This is a genomic window from Rhizobium sp. GCM10022189 (genome assembly GCF_042656325.1).
Taxonomy (GTDB): domain Bacteria; phylum Pseudomonadota; class Alphaproteobacteria; order Rhizobiales; family Rhizobiaceae; genus Rhizobium.
In genome coordinates this window covers 13,123-34,378 of sequence record NZ_JBHSOR010000012.1, presented here as the reverse complement: position 1 = coordinate 34,378, position 21,256 = coordinate 13,123, and the positions used below count along the sequence as shown (strand labels likewise).

The window sequence follows — 21,256 nt, the reverse complement described above, 5'->3', positions numbered from 1 at the left end:
TCCTTGGTGCGAGACACGAAAACATCACAGGCACCGCACAGGCGGGCGGCGTTAAGCCTTCATTATGGTCAACAGATCCTTAAGAGGGGGTTTATGAGCCGCCGATTGTGTGGAGAGCCGTTTCAGGGCGGTGCGCCCGGCCCGCCGGCGGCGGCAAGTTCTGCCACAATTATCTCTTCCAGGCGCCATGATCTTCGCTCGGAACCCTCGCAAAGCGGAGCGAGATCGAATAGTTTCGACGGATCACTATCATCAGAACAGGCCCGAGTTTGTATACCGAAATAGCCATCGTCGTTCTTCTCACCATTCTCAATGGCGTCCTTGCAATGTCGGAGCTTGCGATCGTCTCCGCCCGCCCGGCACGCCTCAAGGTCCTGTCGGACCAGGGAAGCCGGGGAGCGCGACTGGCCCTGCGGCTGGCTGAAGACCCCGGCCGTTTCCTGTCGACGGTCCAGATCGGCATCACCCTCGTCGGCGTGCTGTCCGGCGCCTTCTCGGGCGCCACGCTCGGCACGCGATTCTCCTCCTGGCTTTTGGCGCAGGGCCTTCCCGATGCCTGGGCGGACGGGCTCGGCGTCGGCACCGTCGTCGTGGCGATCACCTATCTCTCCCTCATCATCGGCGAACTGGTGCCCAAGCAGATGGCGCTTCGCGCGCCGGAAGCGGTTGCCGCCAGGGTCGCGCCGACCATGACCTACCTGTCCAAGGCCGCCCTTCCCCTCGTCTGGCTGCTCGACGGCTCGGGCAAGCTCGTTCTCGCCCTGCTCGGCCAGTCCGGAAAGAACGCCGACGGCGTCACCGACGAGGAGATCAAGACGGTTCTCGCCGAGGCCCAGAGCGCCGGCGTCATCGAAAGCGGCGAATCCGCCATGATTACCGGCGTCATGCGCCTTGCCGACAGGACGGCGCGCGCGCTGATGACGCCGCGCCGCGATGTCGAGCTGGTCGATATCGAGGATTCCGCCGAGGAGATCCGCAAGGCCATCCAGTCGACCTCGCGGACCCGGCTGCCGGCCCGCAAGGGCAGCTCCGACGAGGTTCTCGGCGTTCTCGCCGTCAAGGATTATTACGACGCGCTTGCCACCAGCCGGTCGGTCGACATCATGACGCTGGTGCGCGACGTTCCGATCATTTCGGACCTCGCCCCCGCCTCCTCGGTGATCGAAGCGATCCGGCGGTCGTCGCAGCATATGGTTCTCGTCTACGACGAATACGGCCACTTCGAGGGCGTCATCACCTCGGGCGACATCCTGGAATCGATCATGGGCGTTTTCGGCGATGCGGCCTCCGGCGAGGAGCCGGCGATCAAGCGGCGCGACGACGGCTCCTACCTCGTCTCCGGATGGACGCCGATCGACGAGTTTTCGGAATTCATGAACTTCCCGCTCGACGACGACGTCGAATATCAGACCGTCGCCGGCCTCGTCCTGGAGGAACTGAAGCACCTGCCCGAACTTGGGGAAACCTTCGTCAAGAACGACTGGAAATTCGAAGTGATCGACCTCGACGGCCGGCGCGTCGACAAGGTTCTCGTCAGCGCCCTGGCCAGGGACGAGGCGCGGGCGGAACTATGACCGGCGCATCGCCGGTCCCAATGCAATCTGCGTAAGTTTCGCGCCCGGCGCGCGCATTTCGGTCTGCCATTCTCATCGCCCGGCCCCATATCTTAATCCGGCCAATCAGGGGAAGCTCCATGTCCGCCACGACGACCCAGGATGCAGATCGGTTCCATCACGGCCAGCAGAAGTTTGCGGCCCTTCTGCTCGGCGCCGTCGGCGTGGTCTATGGCGATATCGGCACGAGCCCGCTTTATGCCTTCCGCGAGGCGCTGCGGCCCTTTTCCCATGACGGCGTGACGCCGAACGAGGTCATCGGCCTGATCTCGCTGATGATCTGGACGCTGACGATCATCGTCACCTTCAAATATGTGCTGTTTCTCCTGCGGGCCGACAACGAGGGCGAAGGCGGAACCCTTTCGCTGCTGGCGCTGCTCATGAAGAAGAGCAGCCGGCATGCGACGGTCTTCTTCTTCGCGGGCATTATCGGCGCGGCCCTCTTCATCGGCGACGCCATGATTACGCCGGCCTTGTCGGTGCTCTCGGCGCTGGAGGGCCTGAAGCTCGTGACCCCGGTCTTCACGCCCTATATCCTGCCGGTCGCCATCGCCATCATGCTGCTGCTCTTCCTGGTGCAATCGGTCGGCACCGCTTCCGTTTCGAAGCTTTTCGGCCCGATCACCCTGCTCTGGTTCGTGGTCATGGGGCTCGGCGGCCTCATCCATCTCGCCGACGATCCCGCCATTTTCGCGGCGCTCAATCCGCTCTACGCCTTCGACTTCATCACCCATGCGGGCCTTGTCGGTCTCGTCGTTCTCGGCGCCGTCTTCCTGACGGTGACGGGCGCGGAAGCGCTCTATGCCGATCTCGGCCATTTCGGCCGCAAGCCGATCCAGGCTGCCTGGTTCGCCGTCGTCTTCCCGTCGCTGGCGCTGAACTATCTCGGCCAGGGCGGGCTGGTGCTCGCCAATCCGCAGGCCGTCTCCGATCCGTTCTTCCTGATGTTTCCGGAATGGGCGCTGCTTCCCGTGGTCATCCTTGCGACCGCCGCCACCATCATCGCCAGCCAGGCGGTCATTACCGGGGCCTTTTCGCTGGCCCGCCAGGCAATCCATCTCGGCTTCCTGCCGCGGCTGGAGATCTGCTTCACCTCGGCCGCCAATACCGGCCAGATCTACGTGCCGGCCGTCAATATCGCGCTGCTCTTCGGCGTGCTCGCCCTGATCTTCGCCTTCGGCTCGTCCGAGGCCCTTGCCACCGCCTACGGCATTTCCGTCACGGGCGCGATGGTCGTCACGACGGTCCTCTCCTTCCAGTTCCTGCGTGTCGTCTGGGGCTGGACGATGCTGTCGGCCGCCGCCGTCCTGCTGCCGCTCTTCGTGCTCGAAAGCGTCTTCCTCGGCGCCAACCTGCTGAAGGTTCATGATGGCGGTTATGTTCCCGTGCTCATCGCCGGCGCGCTGATGGTCATGATGTGGACCTGGAAGAAAGGCACGCTGCTGGTGCGCGAGAAGGCGGCACGCAGCGAGATACCGCTGATGCCCTTCATCGCCTCGATCGAACGCAAGTCGGACCATTCGCCCGTCCAGGTGCCGGGAACCGCGATCTTCCTGACAAGCCTGACCGACATGGCGCCGGGCGTGCTGCTGCACAACCTGAAACACAACCGCGTCCTGCATGCCCGCAACGTGATCCTCAACATCAAGACCGCCCCTCGCCCCTATGTGCCGGAGGCCGAGCGGGTGACGATCGAAAAGCTCTCGGAGCGGTTCATCAAGATCCAGCTCCTGTTCGGCTTCATGGAAGATCAGGACGTTTCCCGGGCCTTGCCGCTCTGCCGCAAGGCGGGCTTCGATTTCGAGATCATGTCGACCTCCTTCTATGTCGGCCGGCGCAAGCTCGTCGGCGACCCGAATACCGGCCTGCCGGCCTGGCAGGACCGGCTCTTCATCGCCATGGCCGGCTTCGCCATCGACCCCTCAGACTATTTCCAGCTCCCCAGCAACCGCGTGGTGGAACTTGGAGAGCAGATGGTGATTTGACGGTACCGGCGTGGATCGTCCGCGCCCGTCCCTTCGCCGCCATGCTCCCGGACAGGCGGAAGCGGAGCCGGCGGCAAGCCGCCGCGGCGGTTCCGCACGCGCCTTCAGCTTTCAATTTATCTGAATGTAAAAGCCAGATCATTTCATTTGTTTGAATCGATCCCGATCCCTATATTTTAGCTTGTGACGATGAGGCTGATGAAAAGGAGGCCGATCATGTCGCAAACAGCTTGCTTCAACATCCTCCAGGCTTTCTTCGCATTCCGCGCGCGCCTGTTTCGGGTGGCGCCCCGCGAGCGGATCAGGCAGGAAATGAAGCACTATCCGCCGCATCTCGCGGCCGATATCCGCGCCCTGCCCGCCCTCGACGAGCAGCAGCGATAGTTCAAAACCGCTTATGGTACTCATAAAATCTATTCGTTTGAATGATGAGTGCCGCGGCCCCATATTTCATCTCAAGGATACGGCAGACCCGTGTCCCCAAAGGAAAGGAAACGGCAATGACCACGATAACCTTCAGAGATGGCGGCAAGAGCCTGTCATCCTTTGGCAGATATTCTTCGCTCGGTTCCTATGCCAACAAGCTCGTGCGCGCATGGCGCCGCTGGCAGACGGAGCGCCAGATCGAATCCATGCCCTTCGACATCCGCAAGGATATCGGCTGGCCGAGCGCCGATGAAACCGGCAAGAACAGGGCTCACTAACGACAGGGCTCGTGAATGCAAGACCATGCAATGAATGCGACATACCTCCCAGGTTGAAGGCGGTGCCTGTCCCAAGCAGCACCGCCTTCTTCATATCCGCAGCCCGCATTTTCCCGCCCGATTTCATGGCCCTGCCGCGCCGCAGCCGCACCGCTTGCCCGGCTCACGCCGCCGATCACCGGCGATGTCGCAGATTTGCTCTTCCTAGCCGCATTTATCCATGCCAGTGTCGCTTTTAGAACATCGGAACGACGCATTCCACGCGACCAATATGCAGTCGCCCTCGAGCATGGATTTTCCAATGAACAAGATGCAGCTCAAGAAACGTTCCATAGTCTTCTTCATGGTGCCGCAATTCACCATGCTGCCCTTTTCGGCGGCGGTCGATACGCTGCGCATCGCAAACCGCATGCTCGGTTATCCCGCCTATACGTGGCGTCTGAGTTCCGTCGACGGCGAAAAAGTCTATTCCTCCTGCGGCATCGGCGTGGAGGCCAATTCCTCGCTCGCCGAAGAGCGCCGCCATCTTGCCGGTGAAAACCGTCCGGGCATGGTGCTCGTCTGTTCCGGCATCGATGTCGAGACCTTCAACAACAAGTCCGTCAACGCCTGGCTGCGCGAATCCTACAATCGCGGCGTGGCCGTCGGCTCGCTCTGTACGGGCGCGCATGTGCTTGCCCAGGCGGGTCTGCTGAACGGCAAGCGCTGCGCCATCCACTGGGAAAACCTGCCGGGCTTCTCCGAGGCCTTCCCGCAGGCCGAGGTCTATGCCGATCTCTACGAGATCGACAACAATCTCTATACCTGCGCCGGCGGCACCGCCTCGCTCGACATGATGCTGAACCTCGTCGGCGAGGATTTCGGCGAAAGCCTCGTCAACCGCATCTGCGAGCAGCACCTGACCGACCGCGTGCGCAACCCGCACGACCGCCAGCGCCTGCCGCTGCGCGCCCGCCTCGGCGTCCAGAACGCCAAGGTGCTGTCGATCATCGAACTGATGGAAGGCAATCTCGCCGAGCCGCTGTCGCTGCTGGAGATTGCCGAGGGGGCGGGCCTGTCGCGCCGCCAGATCGAGCGCCTGTTCCGCCAGGAAATGGGCCGGTCCCCCGCCCGCTACTATCTGGAAATCCGCCTCGACCGCGCCCGCCACCTGCTGGTGCAGTCCTCCATGCCGGTCGTCGAAGTCGCCGTCGCCTGCGGCTTCGTCTCCGCCTCGCACTTCTCCAAGTGTTATCGCGAACTCTACCAGCGCTCCCCGCAGCAGGAGCGCGCCGACCGCAAGATGACCATGGCAACGGCCCGCCAGCAGGCGGTTGCGGCCTGAGACAATAACCGAACATGAAAGGCGGCGTCGCGGCCGCCTTTTTTTCTCTGGGCATCTCTTTGGTTTGCGAGGGCGTCCCCTCCTCCGCCATGTTCGGGACAAGCCCGGGCACGGCGACAGGCAAGGGCGACCGAGGCAACAACGACAAGACGGCAGCGGTTCTACTGCGCCGCCTCTTCCGTCATCCTGGCATCGGAATAGACAAGGTTGCGTCCCTTGTGCTTGGCCATGTAGAGAAACTGGTCGGCCGCATTCAGATGATTTTCGAAAGTCTCGTAGCCGGCAATCTCGGCGACCCCGATCGATACCGTCACGCCAAGGTCCTCGTCGTCGGCCGTCACCCTGAGGCGGGAAATATCCGAACGGATCTCGTCGCAGAGCTTGGTGGCGGCCAGCGAATCCATCTGCGGGAAGAGGATGGCGAATTCCTCCCCACCGAGGCGTGAGAGAAGATTGTCGCTGCCTTCGAAGATCGCATGCAACCTGTCTGCGACGGCCTTCAGCACCCTGTCGCCGATCTCGTGGCCGTAGGTGTCGTTCAGTCGCTTGAAATGGTCGATATCCAGAATGGCGACCGAGCTCGGCAATTTCAGGCGCAGGCACTCGTTCACCAGCTTCGGGCCGTTGTCGTAGAAGTAGCGCCTGTTGTAGAGGCCAGTCAGGTAATCGCAGGCGGCGGCCGCGCGCAGCTGCTTCATCTGCGTCAGCGTCTCGACATTGTTGGCGATGCGGCACTGCAGCTCTTCGGCCACGAACGGCCGGTAGACGAAATCGCTGGCCCCGGCCTTCAGGAAACTCGCCGAGAGCATGCGGTCGTTCGAGGAAGATACGCCGATCACCCGCATCTTGTCCGAGCCGAACCGGTGGCGGATGCGCCGCGTCAGCTCGTAGCCGCTCATGTCGGGCATGTGGTGGTCGGTGACGACGAGTTCGATGTCGCTATAGGTTTCCAGCGTCGCGAGCGCCTCGAGCCCGGAACTCGCCTCGACGACCAGATATTGCTGGGCCTTGAGCAGATCCACCAGCGCCTGGCGCGCCGAAGCGACGTCGTCGACCACGAGCACGCGTGTCTTGCGGTTCATCAGTGCCCGGCGCACCGTCGCGACCAGATTGTCGAGCGCGAATTCGTTGTCCTTCAGCACATAGTCGATGACGTTGCGCTCCAGGATGCGGGCGCGCGTGTTGAGATCGAACGTGGCGGTAAAGACGATGGTCGGAATATGGTGTTCGATCGCGCAGTCCAGCGCCTCGCCATAGGGCGAATCCGGCAGGTTCAGATCGACCACGGCCATGCTGTAGTCATGGCCTTCCTGCGAAAGCTCCTCGCGCAGCGCCTTCAGCGAAGGGCAGCATTTGACGTTGAGGTTGAGCTCGGTCTGGAACCGGTGGCACAGCACGGCCGAGAACATCCGGGAATCTTCAACCAGCAGTATGCGAACGCCCCCGAACCGAGGACCCGAAACATCTCGCTGAAACTCCCCCTGGAACGTCACAGCAGCCTATCCCCCCACACGCCCGAAGGGCTCGACTCGCCCTTTCTCGTAACGCGCGGGACGATAACCGAGAGCCCATCTTCCGTGAAGGGGACAAATGGCGACGGCAACACTTGTGATTGCATAAATATGCGCCGCCCTTGCGCCGCCCCGGTGCAGGCCGATCATCGGGGGGCACCCCTGTCGCTTATCTGTGCGGCCGGGTCAGGCAACCGCGCGCACCTTGCGCATGGACTGGATCTGCAGGAGCGTGTCCAGGTTCTGGTTGACGCGGCAGTAGAACTCCTCGTCGATGAACGGGCGCAGCATGAAATCGTTGCCGCCGGCCTTCAGGAACCGTGCCGACAGCAGGCGGTTGGAAGAGGAGGAAACGCCGATGATGCGCAGCTCGTGCGAGCCGATCGACGCGCGGATGCGACGCGTCAGCTCGAAGCCGTCGATATCGGGCATGTTGTAGTCGGTCACCATCAGGCCGATATCGCGGTTGGCCTTGAGGATCTCCAGCGCCTTGGCGCCGTTTTCGGCGGTGCTGACGCGGAAATTATAGCGCTTCAGGCGGCTCGACAGCAGCGCGCGGGCAGTGGCGCTATCGTCGACGATCAGCACGTGGTGGCGGTGGTTGGTCAGGAAGCGGCAGATCGATTCCGCCAGCAGGTCGACGGCAAAGACATTGTCCTTGAGGATATAGTCGACGATATCCTTGGCCAGCAGCTTGTCGCGCATGCCTTCCTGGAAGGTGCCGGTGAAGACGATCGTCGGGATCGACAGATCGACCAGATATTCCAGCGCCTCGCCGTTTTCGGCGCCCGGCAGGTTGATGTTGGAGATCGCGAGCGTGATCGGCTCGGAAGATTTGTCGTAGGAGAGCTGCAGTTCCTCGAAGGTGCGGCAGATCTCGACTTCGATATCGAAGAGCTCCTTCAGGCGCTTTCCGATCATCGAGGTGAAGACGTTCGAATCTTCAGCGAGGATAATACGCGCGCCGGCAAACATTTCTCCGGAATATTGCATTCCCGAAATACCTAGAAACGCCATGGCAAACCTTTAAAGTGGAAATTCTGTCCCCGAACGGAACGGTTACATGAATTCGTTTGAGTAATTGTTAATCGGCGAGCCATAGCCAGCTATGAAAAAGGCGGCCGAAGCATCGGCCGCCCATTTCTTCTTCATATGCTTAATAATTCAGCTTCTAAGGGCCGCATTCTCGGCGTCGAACGGGCTCTCGCCGACGACGGTGGCATTATAGGTCGTGCCGAGGATCTTGATCTTCAGCTTTGTGCCTTCCTTGGCATAGTCGGGCCGCAGCATGGCAAGTGCGAGCGACCGGTTGATGCGGAAGCCGAACGTGCCGTTGGTGGCGCGCCCGACCAGCTCGCCCGCCTCGTTGTAGATCGCCTCGGAACCGCGCGCATCGACATCGTTGCCGGTCTCGACGACGAGCGTCGCGAAGTTCCACTTCAGGCCCTTCTCCTTGTAGGCCAGCAGGCCGTCGCGGCCGAGGAACTGCTTCTCCGGCTTGATGAAGCGGTCGAGGCCGGATTCATAGGCATTGTACTCGATCGACATTTCGCGCGGGATCAGGCGGTAGGATTTCTCCACCGACATGGACAGCATGGCGCGGATGCCGAAGGGCTTGATGCCGAATTCGGCGCCGGCTTCCATCAGCTTGTCGAAGATGTAGTTCTGCATCTCGATCGGGTGATGCAGTTCCCAGCCGAGCTCGCCGACGAAATTGACGCGCAGCGCATGGGCGCTCGCCGCGCCGACCGAGATCTCCTTGCCGGACAGCCAGGGGAAATCCTTGTTGTCGAGGCTGGTGCGCGTCAGCTTCTTCAGCACGTCGCGCGATTTCGGGCCGGCAAGCACCAGCACGCCCCAGGCCTGGGTGATCGGCGTGAACTTGACGCTGCCGTCAGCCGGCAGGAGCTTGCGCATATAGTCGTGGTCATGCGCCTCGTAGGCGCCAGCCGAGACGAGGTAGAAGGTGCCGGGGGCGCTCTCATAGACGGTGAACTCTGCGCGCACGCCGCCTTCCTTAGTCAGCATGTGGCAGAGCGCGATGCGCCCGCGCTTCTTCGGGATCGCATTGGCGAAGATCGATTCCAGCCATTCGCGCGCACCGGGGCCGGTCACCAGCGCCTTGGCGAAGGCCGACATGTCGAGCACGCCGACATGTCTGTGGACGTTCAGGACCTCGTTGCCGACATGCTCGAAATAGTTCGAGCGGCGGAAGGACCATCTTTCCAGAATGCGGCCGTCTTCGGTCGGCGCCGAGTGATTGTGGTTGGTCAGCACGTCGGCGCCGACGCCGATCTGGTCCTTCGGCAGGTCGTAACCCTCGGGCGCAAACCAGTTGGCGCGCTCCCAGCCGTAGACGGAGCCGAAGACGGCGCCGAGCTTCTTCAGCCGGTCGTAGACCGGCGTCGTCTTCAGCGGACGGGCAGCCGCGCGCTCCTCGTCCGGATAATGCATGGTGAAGACGTTGGCATAGGCTTCCTCGTTCTTGGCGATGAGATAGCCTTCCTTGGCATAGGGGCCGAAGCGGCGCGGGTCCACACCCATCATGTCGACGGTCGGCTCGCCGTCGACGATCCATTCGGCCAGCTGCCAGCCGGCGCCGCCGGCAGCCGTAATGCCGAAGGAATGGCCTTCGTTCAGCCAGAAGTTCTTCAGCCCCGGCGCGGGGCCGACGATCGGGTTGCCGTCGGGCGTATAGGCGATGGCGCCGTTATAGACCTTCTTGATGCCGACTTCGCCGAAGGCCGGCACGCGGGCGATCGCCGTTTCGATATGCGGCATCAGCCGCTCCAGGTCCTCCTGGAACAGCTCGTATTCGCTGTCGTCGGACGGACCGTTGACATAACAGGCCGGCGCGCCGTGCTCGTAGGGGCCAAGCAGCAGGCCGCCGTTTTCCTCGCGCATGTACCAGGCGCTGTCGGATTCGCGCAGGACACCCATTTCCGGCAGGCCCTTGGCCTTGCGTGCCAGAATGTCGGGATGCGGCTCGGTGACGATATACTGGTGCTCGACCGGGATGACCGGAATGTTGATGCCCACCATCTCGCCGGTCTTGCGGGCAAAGTTGCCGGTGCAGGAGATGACGTGTTCGGCGGTGATCTCGCCCTTGTCCGTCGTCACCTTCCAGAGCCCGTCGGGCTGCTGTTGGATGGCGGTGACGGTCGTGTTGCGGTAGATCGCAGCACCCCGGTCGCGCGCACCCTTGGCAAGCGCCTGGGTGAGATCGGCCGGCTGGATATAGCCGTCATCGGGATGCTGGATGGCGCCGAGAAGCCCGTCGGTCTCGCAGAGCGGCCAGATTTCCTTCACCTGCTCCGGGGTCAGGATATTGACCTTGACGCCGATCGTCTCGGCAATGCCGGCATAATACATATATTCGTCCCAGCGGTCCTTGGTGCGGGCGAGACGGATATTGGAGACCTGGCTGAAACCGACATTCATGCCGGTCTCTTCCTGCAGTTCCTGATAGAAGCGCACGGAATATTTATGGATCTGGCCGACCGAATAGCTCATGTTGAAGAGCGGCAGCAGGCCCGCCGCGTGCCAGGTCGAGCCTGACGTCAGCTCCTTGCGCTCGATGAGCACGCTGTCGCCCCACCCCTTCTTCGCAAGGTGATAGAGCGTCGAAACGCCGACCACGCCGCCGCCGATGACCACTGCCCGCGCATGTGACTTCATGGAGAAATACCCTCTTCAACCGAATGTCCGAGCCCGGCCCGGACGAACCATGTCGCGAACTATGCCGCGAGGCATGCGCCGCAAGAGGCCTGTTTACGACATGGGAAAAGCTTGCCGCGACGAGGCGCAAATAGACAAGCGTCAAAAGCCGCGAGCCTCGAAAAATCGCAAAACGAGCGGCGCCGCAGCCGGAACCGCCGTTACTTGACGACGGCCGAGCCCTTGACGATCTCGATCGTCTCGTCGCCGGAAAGCCCGATCCGGTCGCCGTCGGGCGTCGTCATGAAACATCCGGAGGGGCAGATCCGCTCGGATGCGCCGGCATCCACGACGACCTCCACGCGGTTGCCGCCCTCGGTGACGGTCAGCACCACCGGCGCGTCATCCTTGTTGGTGACGGAGGCGGCAAGCGCCGGAGCGGCAGCGGAAAGGAGAAGAAGAAATGCGACTGCGGATCGTGCCACGACATGCGACATAGGCTGCACGCCCTCCCCTGGAGCGCTCGTCGCCGCAAAGGCGGCGATCGGATGCTCCAGCTTATAGCGCAGACCCGTGAACGAGCGCTGAATGCCCCGTTCAGCCTTTGAGCTTGCCGTCCGCCGTCTTGCCGCGCAGCTGGCGGACCGGCTGTTCCTCTTCCTCCGCCTCATCGATTTCGGCTTCGGGTTCGGCGGCCTCGGACCGGGCCGGCTTTTCGACAAGCGCCTTCTCCACCTCCGCATTGGCCTGCCGGTGGATGGTCAGGTCGCTCTGCGGCAGCGGGATCTCGATGCCTTCGGCCTTGAAGCGCCTGAGGATCTCGATCCTCAGATCGTTGCGCACCGCAAGCCCGTCGCCCATGTCGGCAAGGAAGAAGCGCAGCTCGAAATCGAGCGAATAGGGACCGAAGCGCAGGAATTCGACATGCGGTTCCGGGTTGCGCAGGATCAGCGGCACGGCCGCCGCCAGCTCCAGCAGGATATCCATCACCTTGCGCGGATCGGCCTCGTAACTCACGGAAACGGGGATTTCCGAACGCCCGAGCTTGTTGCGGTGCGTCCAGTTGCCGACGAGCCCGTTGATAAGCTCCGAATTCGGCACGATGATCGACTGCTTGCGGAAGGTCTCGATTTCGGTGGCGCGCACCGAGATGCGCTTGACGATGCCTTCGGCCGTGCCGGAAACCACATGGTCGCCCACCTTGAAGGGGCGCTCGACCAAAAGGATGAGGCCCGAGACGAAATTCGAGACGATATTCTGCAGGCCGAAACCGATACCGACCGATAGCGCCGAGGCGACGAGTGCGAGATTGGAAAGGTCGATGCCCGCCGCCGAAACGCCGAAGATCGCCGCCACGCCGACGCCGAGATAGCCGATGCCGGTCTTGACCGAATTGCGCACGCCGAGATCGACATGGCTGCGCGCCATGACATTGCTGTCCAGCCACTTCTGCACCCAGCGCGTCGCCAGATAACCGCCGGCAAAAAGCAGGATGCCGGTGAAGATGCCGACGAGCGAAATGCTGATGCCGCCGAGCCGCACTTCGGTAAACAGCCGATAGGCAAGCAGCTGCAGGTCCTGCACATGGAAGCCCCAGAGCAGCAGGATCAGCGGAATGCCGGTCAAAAGCGCCACCGCATAGATCAGCAGGCCGACCACCAGCCCCACCTGATCGATCGCCACCGGCCCGAGCTTGAAGCGGGTTTCCAGGAAGCGGCCGAGCAACGTGTCGCCGAAATTGTCCTGCCGCGAGATCGCCTTGCCGAGCAGCAGGCCGATATAGGTGGTGACGATGATGGCGCTGGTGATGATGAGCTGCGTGGCGATGAAGCGGGCAAGCCCCACATAGCCGGAAAGCGCCGTCAGGATGAGCCCGGCGCCGAACACGCGCAGCAGGATGCCCATGCCCCGCGGCCAGTGGCGGCCCGGCGCATCCGGATCGCCGTTCTTCGCCAGCATCGGCTTGCCGAAGGAAACGGCAATCAGGATGAGGCCGATAATCAGCGCCGCAAACAGGCTGCGCACCACGGTCACGACAAGCGGCGATCCCATCGCCTCGCTGACGGTGCCGAACAGATAGTCGAGCGCGTTGACCACGGCCATGGCGATCAGGCAGTAGCCGACCGAGCGCGCCCCGAGGTTCGACAGGCGCACCAGGCGCCACGGCGGATCGTTCGGCGCAAAGACGGCGTTGACGAAGCGGCCGACGAAATAGACGAGGCCGATCGAGCCGAAGAGCGCGGCAATGACCGGCGTGATGTCCGGCCGCAGCACGTTGAAACCGTCGAGGAAGATGAAGGATGTGACGAGCAGCACGTCGAGCGCCGCGGTCCGGATCAGCGTCGACCAGAAGGCGAAGGCAAGGCGGCTGATATAGGACGGCTGCTCGACGCTTTCGTTGCGCCGCAGATACTGGCCGAAGACCCGGTAGCTGCCGGAAAGCAGGATCAATGCCGTTCCAAGCGACAGGAAGATCGCCGCAAACAGCGGAAAGCGCTTGAACTTCCACACGAAAGTGATCCAGCTCGACAGCGCCTGCGAGAACTGGTCCACCTCATGCAGGAAGGCGCTGCCCGCATCGTCGAGAACCGAGATGGAAATATCGGTCCGCCGCAGCAGCGTATCGGCAAAAAGCTGGCGCCGCGTCGTGGTGATCTCGTTGGAAAGCTTGGTGATGGCGATCGACAGGTTCTCGGCGTCGCCCGTGACCGCATTGATCTGCGAACGCTCCGACGTCAGCGCGTTGCGCTCGTCGGTGACGATCTGCGCCTCCGGCGGCTGCCCGTCCTTCGGCGGCTCGCCAAGCTCGGCCAGGCGATTCTTGATCTGGTCGAAGCGCGGGCGCAGGCTGACGGACGTGGCGATGACGCCGCGGCCGAGTTCGTCCGCCTTGCCGGCAAGCTCGACCAGCGCGTCGTCATTGTCGGCATTCTGCTTGACGCGGTCCTGCAGCGAGGCGAGCTCGTTCTTGGCCTTGTCGATATCCTTCAGCGCCTGATCGAGCGCGCCGTTGGCAAGCGGCGCCTCGGCGGCCGGAGCTGCCTGCGTCGGAGCCGCCTGCGTCTGGGTCTGGGGCTCGGCCGCCGGCTGCGGGGCCTGCGCGAAAGCGCTCCTCCCATCGAGATGCAGGCCGGCGACAGCCAGCGACAGCAGAAGAACGGTGCGTAAGAGCCAATGTGTCAAGCGCAAGAGATCCCCGCGTGGATTCGTCTCAGAGGTAATGGACCGCTTCTTATAGGAAAGAAAGGCGACAGAAAGGCGGAATATCTCGCCGCAGCCTCAGAAACCGGCGCCGGGAAGCGCCAGATAGGCGCGTTCGGCCTCGTTCGACTCCCGCCCGATAATGGCGTTGCGATGCGGAAAGCGCCCGTATGTGGCGATCACCTGGCGGTGGCGAAGCGCATAATCGTGGAACTCCTCGTCGCCGAGCGCGGTAAAGAGCGCCACCGACCGGTCCTGCTCGGCAAGGTCTTCCGCATGTTCGAACGGCATGTAGAAGAAGGTGCGCCGGATAGGCTCGACGGCCTGATCGGCACCGGCGGCAAGCGCCATCTTCGCCTCGCGCAGCGCCAGGCCGTCGGTCGCAAAGGCAAGCGGCGTCGCGCGGTAGATATTGCGCGCAAACTGGTCGAGCACGATCACCGCGGCAAGCCGGCTTTCGGGGCTCGCGCGCCACTCCCCGGGCACGTTGCGGGCAAGCGCAAGATGGGTTGCGGCAAACCGCGTCCGGATTTCCGCATCCAGTTCCGCATTCGAGCTGAACCAGTCCTTGCGGCTGCAGCGGACGAACCAGAAGTCATGGACTTCGCTGGGCGTGCAGACGATATCCGTGTTCATCATCCCTCCCCGGCAGCTCAGTTGGCGGAAAAGACGAGAATGGCCCTCGTGCCGGCATGCTGCCGGTCATAGGCAAGCTCGGCCTTCAGGCTGGCGGCCATGGCGTTCAATATTTTCGTGCCGAGACCGGTCCCCTTGGCCGGACCCGACGGGTCGAAACCGCCGCCGGCATCTTCCACGACAACCCGCAGCAGCTCGCCGTCCTGCTCGACGATGACGTTGATCTCGCCCGGACTGCCGTCCGGATAGGCATATTTGAAAGCGTTGGTGACGAGTTCGCTGACGATCAGGCCGAGCGTGATGACCTTGTCGGTCGAAAGATTGACCGGATGGGCGGTCAGCACTACGCGATGCGGCCGCTTCTCGTCGCGCATCGAGGCTTCGAGCTCGGTCAGCAGGCTGCTCAGATATTCGTCCACCTGTACCGTGCCGACCTGCCGGTTGGTGTAGAGGCGGCGGTGGACGCTGGCGATGGCGTTGATGCGCATCTGCGTTTCCTGCAGCGCGTCGATCGCCACCTGGTCCCTGGTCATCGACGACTGCATGCGGATCAGGGCGCCGACGAGGCCGAGGCTGTTGGCGATGCGGTGATTGACTTCGGCCAGCAGCATTTCGGCATGGTCGCGCTGCTGGCGGATCACCTCCTGCGCCTGCGCCGTATCGCGACGGAAGCGTGCCCGCTCCAGCCCCTGTTCGAGGGCCGCGGCCAGAAGATCGAAATAATCGGGCGAAATGCCCTTCAGCACATAATCGTCCGCCCCCGCCTTCAGGGCCGCCACCGCAATGCTCGTATCGCCGGAACCGGTGGCATAGATGACGGGCGGGTGATCCGCCATCGCCGTGATGCGCGGCAGGATATCGAGCCCGGTTTCGGCCTTCAGGAAGTGGTCGAGAACGATGGCCTCGATGCCGCCTTCGGCAAGCCGCGCAAGGCCGCTCTCGCCGTCGCTTGCCCATTCGAGCGTAAAGCCGCGGCGGCCGAGATTCTTCTGCATCAGCAGAGCCAGCGCTTCGTCGTCGTCGATATAGAGGATACGGATCGGTTCGCCCGTATCGCCGTTGGACTCGCTCATTCTGCCTCCGGGCGTTTTCCCGCAGCGATATCGGCTGTGAGGCCGCCGAGTCTTTCTGCACGAGACTGTCGTATTGCATCGGCCGGCGCGCGTAAACAGCCCATAGCCTTTGGTATGATATGACGCCTGATGCCAGGCGGATCGAAGGAAAATGCCATCGATAATGTCGATCCCTGCCCGGCCGCGGCCGGAAGCCCCCTGAAAATTGCCAGGCACATACTGAAAACCAGGCCGTTAACGCCGGCTGGGGCAAATGGTTCCGCGGCGGGTCAGCTTTTTTGAAAGCGGCGGTGGTGGGAAACTTCGGCACCCGCATCGGCTGAAAGCTGCAGGAAGCGCAGGCAGGACAGGAAGCCGATCATGCCGACCACGAAAAAGGCCCAGCGGAAATCGGCAAGCACCGGATCGGCCGCTCCCCGGAGCCCGGAGGAGATGTTGAGCACGGCCGCGGCAACGGCTACGCCAAGCAGCATCGATATCTGCTGCAGCATGCTCGACAGCGTCGAGGCAGAACTTCTCTGCGCCGGGCCGATATCGGCAAAGGACAGCGTGTTCAGCGCCGTGAATTCCATCGAGCGCGAAAGCCCGGCAACCAGGAGCAGCGCCGATATCAGCATTTCAGGCGTTTGCGGCGTCACGAAACCGCAGGCGACGATCGAGCCGGCAGCGATGACGCCGTTGAAGAAGAGCACGTTGCGGAAGCCGAAAACCTTGAGCAGCGGCGTCGTCACGACTTTCATGCCGAGATTGCCGAGGAAATAGACCAGCAGATAGGTGCCGGCGGCAATCGAACTCAGGCCGAATCCCAGCTGGAAGAGCAGCGGCAGCAGGAAGGGCGTGGCATTGATCGCCACCCGGCAGGCCGTGCCCGCCGAAAGCGTCGTCATCGAGAAGGTCTGCACCTTGAAGGCGGAGAGATCGAGCAGCGGATTGTCGACCCGCAGGAAATGCCGCGTCGCCATGACCGAAAACGCGATGCCGGCGGCAAGCAGCGCAACGAGCGGCAGAAAACCGCCCTGCCATTTGACGGACAGTTCGAGCCCGGCAAGCAGGAAGGTCAGGCCCGCCGCGCTCAGGAAAAAGCCCCTGACGTCGAGCGGCCCGACACGCTCTTCCCGCTGCTCCGGCACGAAACGCAGCACCAGCGCGATGCCGATCATGCCGATCGGGATATTGATGAGGAAATTCCAGTGCCAGCTGGCATAGGTGGTGATGAAGCTGCCGAGCACGGGGCCGACGACGGGTGCGGTCAGCGCCGGCCAGGTGATCAGTGCAATCGCCTGCACCAGTTCGGACTTGCGGGCGTTCTTCAAGACGATGATGCGCCCGACCGGCGTCATCAGCGCGCTGCCGATACCCTGCACCGCGCGCGCGATGACGAATTCGGCAAGGCTTCCCGACAGGCCGCAAAACAGCGAGGCGCCGGTAAACACGGCGATGGACAGGAGAAAGACGCGCCGCGCCCCGAACCGGTCGCCAAGCCAGCCCGAAAGCGGAATGAAGGCCGACATGGTGAGCATGTAGACGGTGATGCCGATGCTCATGGCGACCGGCTGCACGCCGAAACTTGCCGCCATCTGCGGCAGCGACGTGGTGACGATCGTACCGTCGAGGATCTGCATGAAGAAGGAAACGGCAACGACGAGTGCCACGATCTTCGCCTGGCGGGCGCCTGCCGCCTCGTCTGCCTTCTCACTGGTCTGAACTGCCGTCATCGATCTGCCAATGCGAATTTCGGGTGCGCGGGAAAGGGCGGGAAGACCGACAGGCAAGCCGCGCGGAGGGATATGCAACCTGCATACGCCCCTTGGCCCGGATCGGAAAGGTCAAATGCCGCCGCAGCGGAATTTTTTGTCAACATGTTCGGCAACAATCCGCGCTCAGCGGCCGGCGGCGCTCCCGGCCGGCTGCGCGCCGAGGCCTGCGGCCGAAAGCTTGCCGAGTTCCGATCGGCGGCTGGCCGTATCGAGTTCGGAAAAATCGTCGGGCAATTCGGACATGACCTCGCCCTGCACCACGCAGTCGATCATGAACATCGGCCGGCGCTTGTGCTCCTGCACCAGCCGGCCGACATATTCGCCGAGCGTGCCGAGCGCAATCAGCTGGATGGCGCTGAGCGCCGAAATGGCGGCCATGATGCTCGACCAGCCGGTGATGACGTTGCCCTCGAACCATTGCACCAGCGTGTAGATCAACAGCCCCACCGCAAAGACGGCCGCAATCAGCCCCATCCATGCGCTCACCCGCAGCGGAATGATCGAGAAACTGGTGATCGCGTCGATCGCGAAGCGGATCATCTTCTTCAGCGGATATTTCGTCGAACCGGCATAACGGGCATCGCGCGTATACCGCAGCGCCACCTGCCTGCCGCCGATCCAGCTTACCATGCCGCGGATGAAGCGGTGCCGCTCCGGCATGTTGAGCAGGATATGCACGATGCGCGCCTTCATCAGCCGGAAATCGCCGGTATCCTGCGGGATCGAGATGGACGTCAGCCGCGTCAGCAGCCGGTAGAAGACGGAGGCGGTGATGAGCTTGAACCTCGTCTCGCCCTTGCGCTCGCTGCGCTGCCCGTAAACGACATCGGCGCCCCGGTCCATGATCGCCATCATCTCGGCAAGCAGTTCCGGCGGGTCCTGCAGATCGGCATCGATGAGCAGCACGCGCTCGCCGCGCGCCACGGCAAGGCCGGAGGTGGCCGCAAGCTGGTGGCCGTGATTGCGCAGAAGCTTGACGCCGAGCACCTGCGGGATGGCGGCCGCAAGCCGCGATATCACGCCCCACGTATCGTCGCTGGAGCCGTCGTCGACGAGAATGATCTCGAAGGACTGGCCGGCAACGGCCTCGGCCGCCGCCCTCGCCCGCCGGCAGAATTCGTCCAGCCCCTCGGCTTCGTTGTAGCAGGGCGCGACGATGGAAAGCTTCGTCTGCACATCGACGCCACCAAAGGATTTGCCCATATCCATCAAGCTCCTCGCCGCCCCAGGCCGGCATGACCAACTGCCGGAAGGCACTTGGGACAGAGCCCCTCGCCCCCGAAGGGCCGGAACCTGCGCCGCCGGCAAGGGGTTTGATATCATGGCCTTGCTTTGCATATTCTAAAGGCCCGGCCGCAAAATGGATTGCGGGGGCATGGCCGCAGGGAGGCGTCATGCAGGAGAAAGCACCCGATCTCGGCCGCAGGGCCGCCGAAGCCAACGCCAAGTTCCTCGCCGCCCTCGCCGTCATGGTCTTCCTGGCGGCGGGCACGCTTGCCTATTGGCAGGGCTGGCTGTTCCTGGCGACCTTCGCCGCCTGGTCGGCCGGCACCTCGGTCTATTTCTACCATCGGGACCCGGCGCTTCTGGAAAAGCGCATGCGCGCCGGCCCGTCCGCCGAATCGGAACCGCTGCAGAAGCGCATCCAGCTTTTCACCAGCGTGGTGATGATCGCGCTCGTCATCCTCTCGGCGCTCGATTACCGCTTCGGCTGGTCGGCCGTTCCGGTCTGGGCAATCGTCCTCGGCAACCTGCTGATTTCGGCAGGCTTCCTCTTCGTCTTCTTCGTCCTGAAGGAAAACAGCTTCGCCTCCGCCACCATCGAAGTCGCGCCGGACCAGCACGTCGTCTCAACCGGCCCCTATGCGCTTGTGCGCCACCCCATGTATGCCGCCGTCCTGCCGCTCGCCTCAGGCATTCCGCTGGCGCTCTCCTCCCTGTGGGGGCTGATCGTCGTGCCGCTGATCTTCCTCGGCCTGATCCTTCGCCTTATCGACGAGGAGCGCCACCTGCGCCGGGACCTGCCGGGCTACGAGGATTATTGCCGCAAGGTGAGATACCGGCTGTTTGCGGGCCTATGGTGAACTCCGCCTTGGATTTTCACTCCGGTTCGTACCGGCTCACCTCCAGCCCCGAACCGACCGGCAGGAGCACGCTCGATATTCCCGCTTTGGCGCGGATCGCCCGGGCATAGATCTTCACGTCCTCGGTGGCGGGATAGATCATGTTGTCGGCAACGACGATCGCGCCGGCATTGAGCTTCGGATAGAAGGCTTCGAGGCACGGCAGGTAGAGATCCTTCCAGAGATCGACGAGCACGAAATCCACCTTGCCCCGCAATTCGCGGATCATGGCAACCGCATCGCCCACCCGGAAATCGATATGTTCGGCAAGCCCGGCCTTTTCCGCCATGGCCTGCGCATAGGCGGATTTATAGCCATGCACTTCCATGGTGACGAGTTTGCCGCCGGTGGCGCGCGCCGCCTCCGCAAGCCAGATGCCGGAATAGCCGAAGGATGTGCCGAGTTCGAGAATCGTCGGCGCCGTCAGGCTGCGCACGAGAATATTGAGAAAGCGCCCCGTCTGCGGCCCCACTGCCCGCATCCGCTGGTCCTGCCCGCCGTCGCGCCCGCCCGGCGCCTCCTGGCGCGGCGCCCGGCGCTCCTCGTCCATCCGCCGGTGATAGGCGCCGAGCACATCGAGCACCTTGTCATCCAGCCTGCTCTCCCCGACCAAGGCGGCACGATCCTGTTGATTGTCGCTCATCGGCATGTCCTCCTGCGCTCGCCGGCGGCACCGGATACCGCGGCAACGGCTTTGCCGGTTCAGGAGTTAAATACCGCGGGCAATTTCGCACAAGGGCAGAAATTGCCTCCTCCGGGAATGGCATCGTGATGCGCAACAGCAAGAGGGCGGCACGGGGCCGCCCTCTCTTTCTTGTCCGCGCGCTGCCTAATGCGTCAGCATCATCCTGACCGCATCGTCGGTGGTCCAGAGCCCGTTCGCCATGTAGCGGAAATTGATCAGTGCCGCCTGATACCCGTCGCCCTCGGGCAATTTGGGAGCGGCGACCGCATCCCGCACGACCGCGACTTCAAATCCCTCTTCGAGGAATTCGCGCAGGTGGGATTCGACACACATATTCGCCAGCATTCCCGCGAGAATGATCTGCGTCACGCCCTGCTTGCGGAGCTGGAACGAAAGATCGTTCACCTGCGGACCGTAAAGCTTGTGCGGCGAGGCGATGATTGTCTTGCCGTCCTCGATATACGTCTTGAAATCCGGCAGGAAATCCGCGCCCGACCCCTCGAATCCGTCCAGCGTATAAGGCCCTTCCCGGTCGAAGATACCGACATCGTGCTGGAAAATCTCAAGAGGACCCTGCACCTTCCAGGTATGGTCCCACTTGTAATAGTGGTGGGGCGAAATGGCGACGACCATCCCCGCCCGCTTCGCCGCGGCAAAAAGCTGGCCGAGATGCGGAACAACCTGATGCTCCGTTACGCTTTCGCCCACGACCGGCCAGGCAAGCCCCTTCGGGCTCATGAAGTCGTTCTGAGGATCGATGACCACGAGCGCAGCTTTTGAAACGTCCAGTTTCATGTTGCCCTTGGTGAGTGCCGGCTTGGCCGGGTCCATGTACGGATCGACGGCGGGCTGTGCATTCGAGGGGGTCCAAGGGGCCATAAAAGCCATCAGGCTCGAAAGTAGAATAGCCGACGTCAAGTTGCTCATCCGAACATTTAACATTTTTCCGCTTCCCGTTGAGGTTGGAATCCGAGTATTGAAATAATA

General features: G+C 62.8%; 17 protein-coding genes. 6 read left to right on the top strand and 11 right to left on the bottom strand.

The window, feature by feature from the left end:
• Positions 1–269: 269 nt before the first annotated feature.
• The 5 genes from ACFPWW_RS09495 to ACFPWW_RS09475 all read left to right on the top strand — a co-directional run bounded on the left by ACFPWW_RS09495 (position 270) and on the right by ACFPWW_RS09475 (position 5,626).
• Positions 270–1,574 carry a hemolysin family protein gene (locus ACFPWW_RS09495; RefSeq protein ID WP_112569649.1) on the top strand — a complete coding sequence of 435 codons (1,305 nt, stop codon included), beginning with the start codon at positions 270–272 and terminating at the stop codon, positions 1,572–1,574.
• A gap of 119 nt (positions 1,575–1,693) precedes the next feature.
• The gene (locus ACFPWW_RS09490) at positions 1,694–3,598 is read left to right on the top strand and encodes a potassium transporter Kup (protein ID WP_112757246.1); all 1,905 of its coding nucleotides are present in this window, start codon (positions 1,694–1,696) and stop codon (positions 3,596–3,598) included.
• A 216-nt stretch (positions 3,599–3,814) separates the two neighbouring features.
• Positions 3,815–3,982, top strand: coding sequence for a hypothetical protein (locus tag ACFPWW_RS09485; protein ID WP_377311480.1), 168 nt, complete (start codon positions 3,815–3,817; stop codon positions 3,980–3,982).
• A 116-nt stretch (positions 3,983–4,098) separates the two neighbouring features.
• The gene (locus tag ACFPWW_RS09480) at positions 4,099–4,302 is read left to right on the top strand and encodes a hypothetical protein (RefSeq protein WP_112569645.1); all 204 of its coding nucleotides are present in this window, start codon (positions 4,099–4,101) and stop codon (positions 4,300–4,302) included.
• Between the two features lie 301 nt (positions 4,303–4,603).
• The gene (locus tag ACFPWW_RS09475) at positions 4,604–5,626 is read left to right on the top strand and encodes a GlxA family transcriptional regulator (RefSeq protein ID WP_112703260.1); all 1,023 of its coding nucleotides are present in this window, start codon (positions 4,604–4,606) and stop codon (positions 5,624–5,626) included.
• A 161-nt stretch (positions 5,627–5,787) separates the two neighbouring features.
• Here the strand turns inward: ACFPWW_RS09475 and ACFPWW_RS09470 are convergent, their stop codons facing one another.
• The 9 genes from ACFPWW_RS09470 to ACFPWW_RS09430 form a co-directional block, all read right to left on the bottom strand.
• Complete coding sequence (locus ACFPWW_RS09470) at positions 5,788–7,119, bottom strand: diguanylate cyclase (protein WP_112569639.1); 1,332 nt, start codon at positions 7,117–7,119, stop codon at positions 5,788–5,790.
• Between the two features lie 204 nt (positions 7,120–7,323).
• Complete coding sequence (locus ACFPWW_RS09465) at positions 7,324–8,154, bottom strand: response regulator (protein WP_112569637.1); 831 nt, start codon at positions 8,152–8,154, stop codon at positions 7,324–7,326.
• A gap of 147 nt (positions 8,155–8,301) precedes the next feature.
• A complete protein-coding gene (locus ACFPWW_RS09460) occupies positions 8,302–10,815 on the bottom strand; it encodes a GcvT family protein (RefSeq protein WP_377311479.1) in 2,514 nt (837 codons plus the stop codon).
• A 200-nt stretch (positions 10,816–11,015) separates the two neighbouring features.
• Positions 11,016–11,291, bottom strand: coding sequence for a hypothetical protein (locus ACFPWW_RS09455; RefSeq protein ID WP_112703258.1), 276 nt, complete (start codon positions 11,289–11,291; stop codon positions 11,016–11,018).
• Positions 11,292–11,391: 100 nt separating this feature from the next.
• Positions 11,392–13,983, bottom strand: coding sequence for a mechanosensitive ion channel family protein (locus tag ACFPWW_RS09450; protein WP_377311478.1), 2,592 nt, complete (start codon positions 13,981–13,983; stop codon positions 11,392–11,394).
• Between the two features lie 90 nt (positions 13,984–14,073).
• Positions 14,074–14,631 (bottom strand): DUF924 family protein, encoded by a 558-nt coding sequence (locus ACFPWW_RS09445; RefSeq protein ID WP_377311506.1) that lies wholly within the window; start codon positions 14,629–14,631, stop codon positions 14,074–14,076.
• Between the two features lie 17 nt (positions 14,632–14,648).
• Complete coding sequence (locus ACFPWW_RS09440; RefSeq protein ID WP_377311477.1) at positions 14,649–15,704, bottom strand: sensor histidine kinase; 1,056 nt, start codon at positions 15,702–15,704, stop codon at positions 14,649–14,651.
• Between the two features lie 269 nt (positions 15,705–15,973).
• On the bottom strand, positions 15,974–17,419 hold the full coding sequence (locus tag ACFPWW_RS09435) for an MFS transporter (RefSeq protein WP_377311476.1): 1,446 nt from the start codon (positions 17,417–17,419) through the stop codon (positions 15,974–15,976).
• Between the two features lie 165 nt (positions 17,420–17,584).
• A complete protein-coding gene (locus tag ACFPWW_RS09430) occupies positions 17,585–18,664 on the bottom strand; it encodes a glycosyltransferase family 2 protein (RefSeq protein WP_112757432.1) in 1,080 nt (359 codons plus the stop codon).
• Between the two features lie 191 nt (positions 18,665–18,855).
• Between ACFPWW_RS09430 and ACFPWW_RS09425 the strand changes: the two genes are divergently transcribed.
• Positions 18,856–19,545, top strand: a complete 690-nt coding sequence (locus tag ACFPWW_RS09425; protein ID WP_112703254.1) for a methyltransferase family protein — start codon at positions 18,856–18,858, stop codon at positions 19,543–19,545.
• 16 nt (positions 19,546–19,561) lie between these two features.
• Here ACFPWW_RS09425 and ACFPWW_RS09420 read toward each other — a convergent pair whose 3' ends face one another.
• Together ACFPWW_RS09420 and ACFPWW_RS09415 are read right to left on the bottom strand one after the other, a co-directional pair.
• Positions 19,562–20,179, bottom strand: a complete 618-nt coding sequence (locus ACFPWW_RS09420; RefSeq protein ID WP_377311505.1) for an O-methyltransferase — start codon at positions 20,177–20,179, stop codon at positions 19,562–19,564.
• A 234-nt stretch (positions 20,180–20,413) separates the two neighbouring features.
• Positions 20,414–21,148, bottom strand: a complete 735-nt coding sequence (locus tag ACFPWW_RS09415; RefSeq protein ID WP_377311475.1) for an isochorismatase family cysteine hydrolase — start codon at positions 21,146–21,148, stop codon at positions 20,414–20,416.
• Positions 21,149–21,256 lie beyond the last annotated feature (108 nt).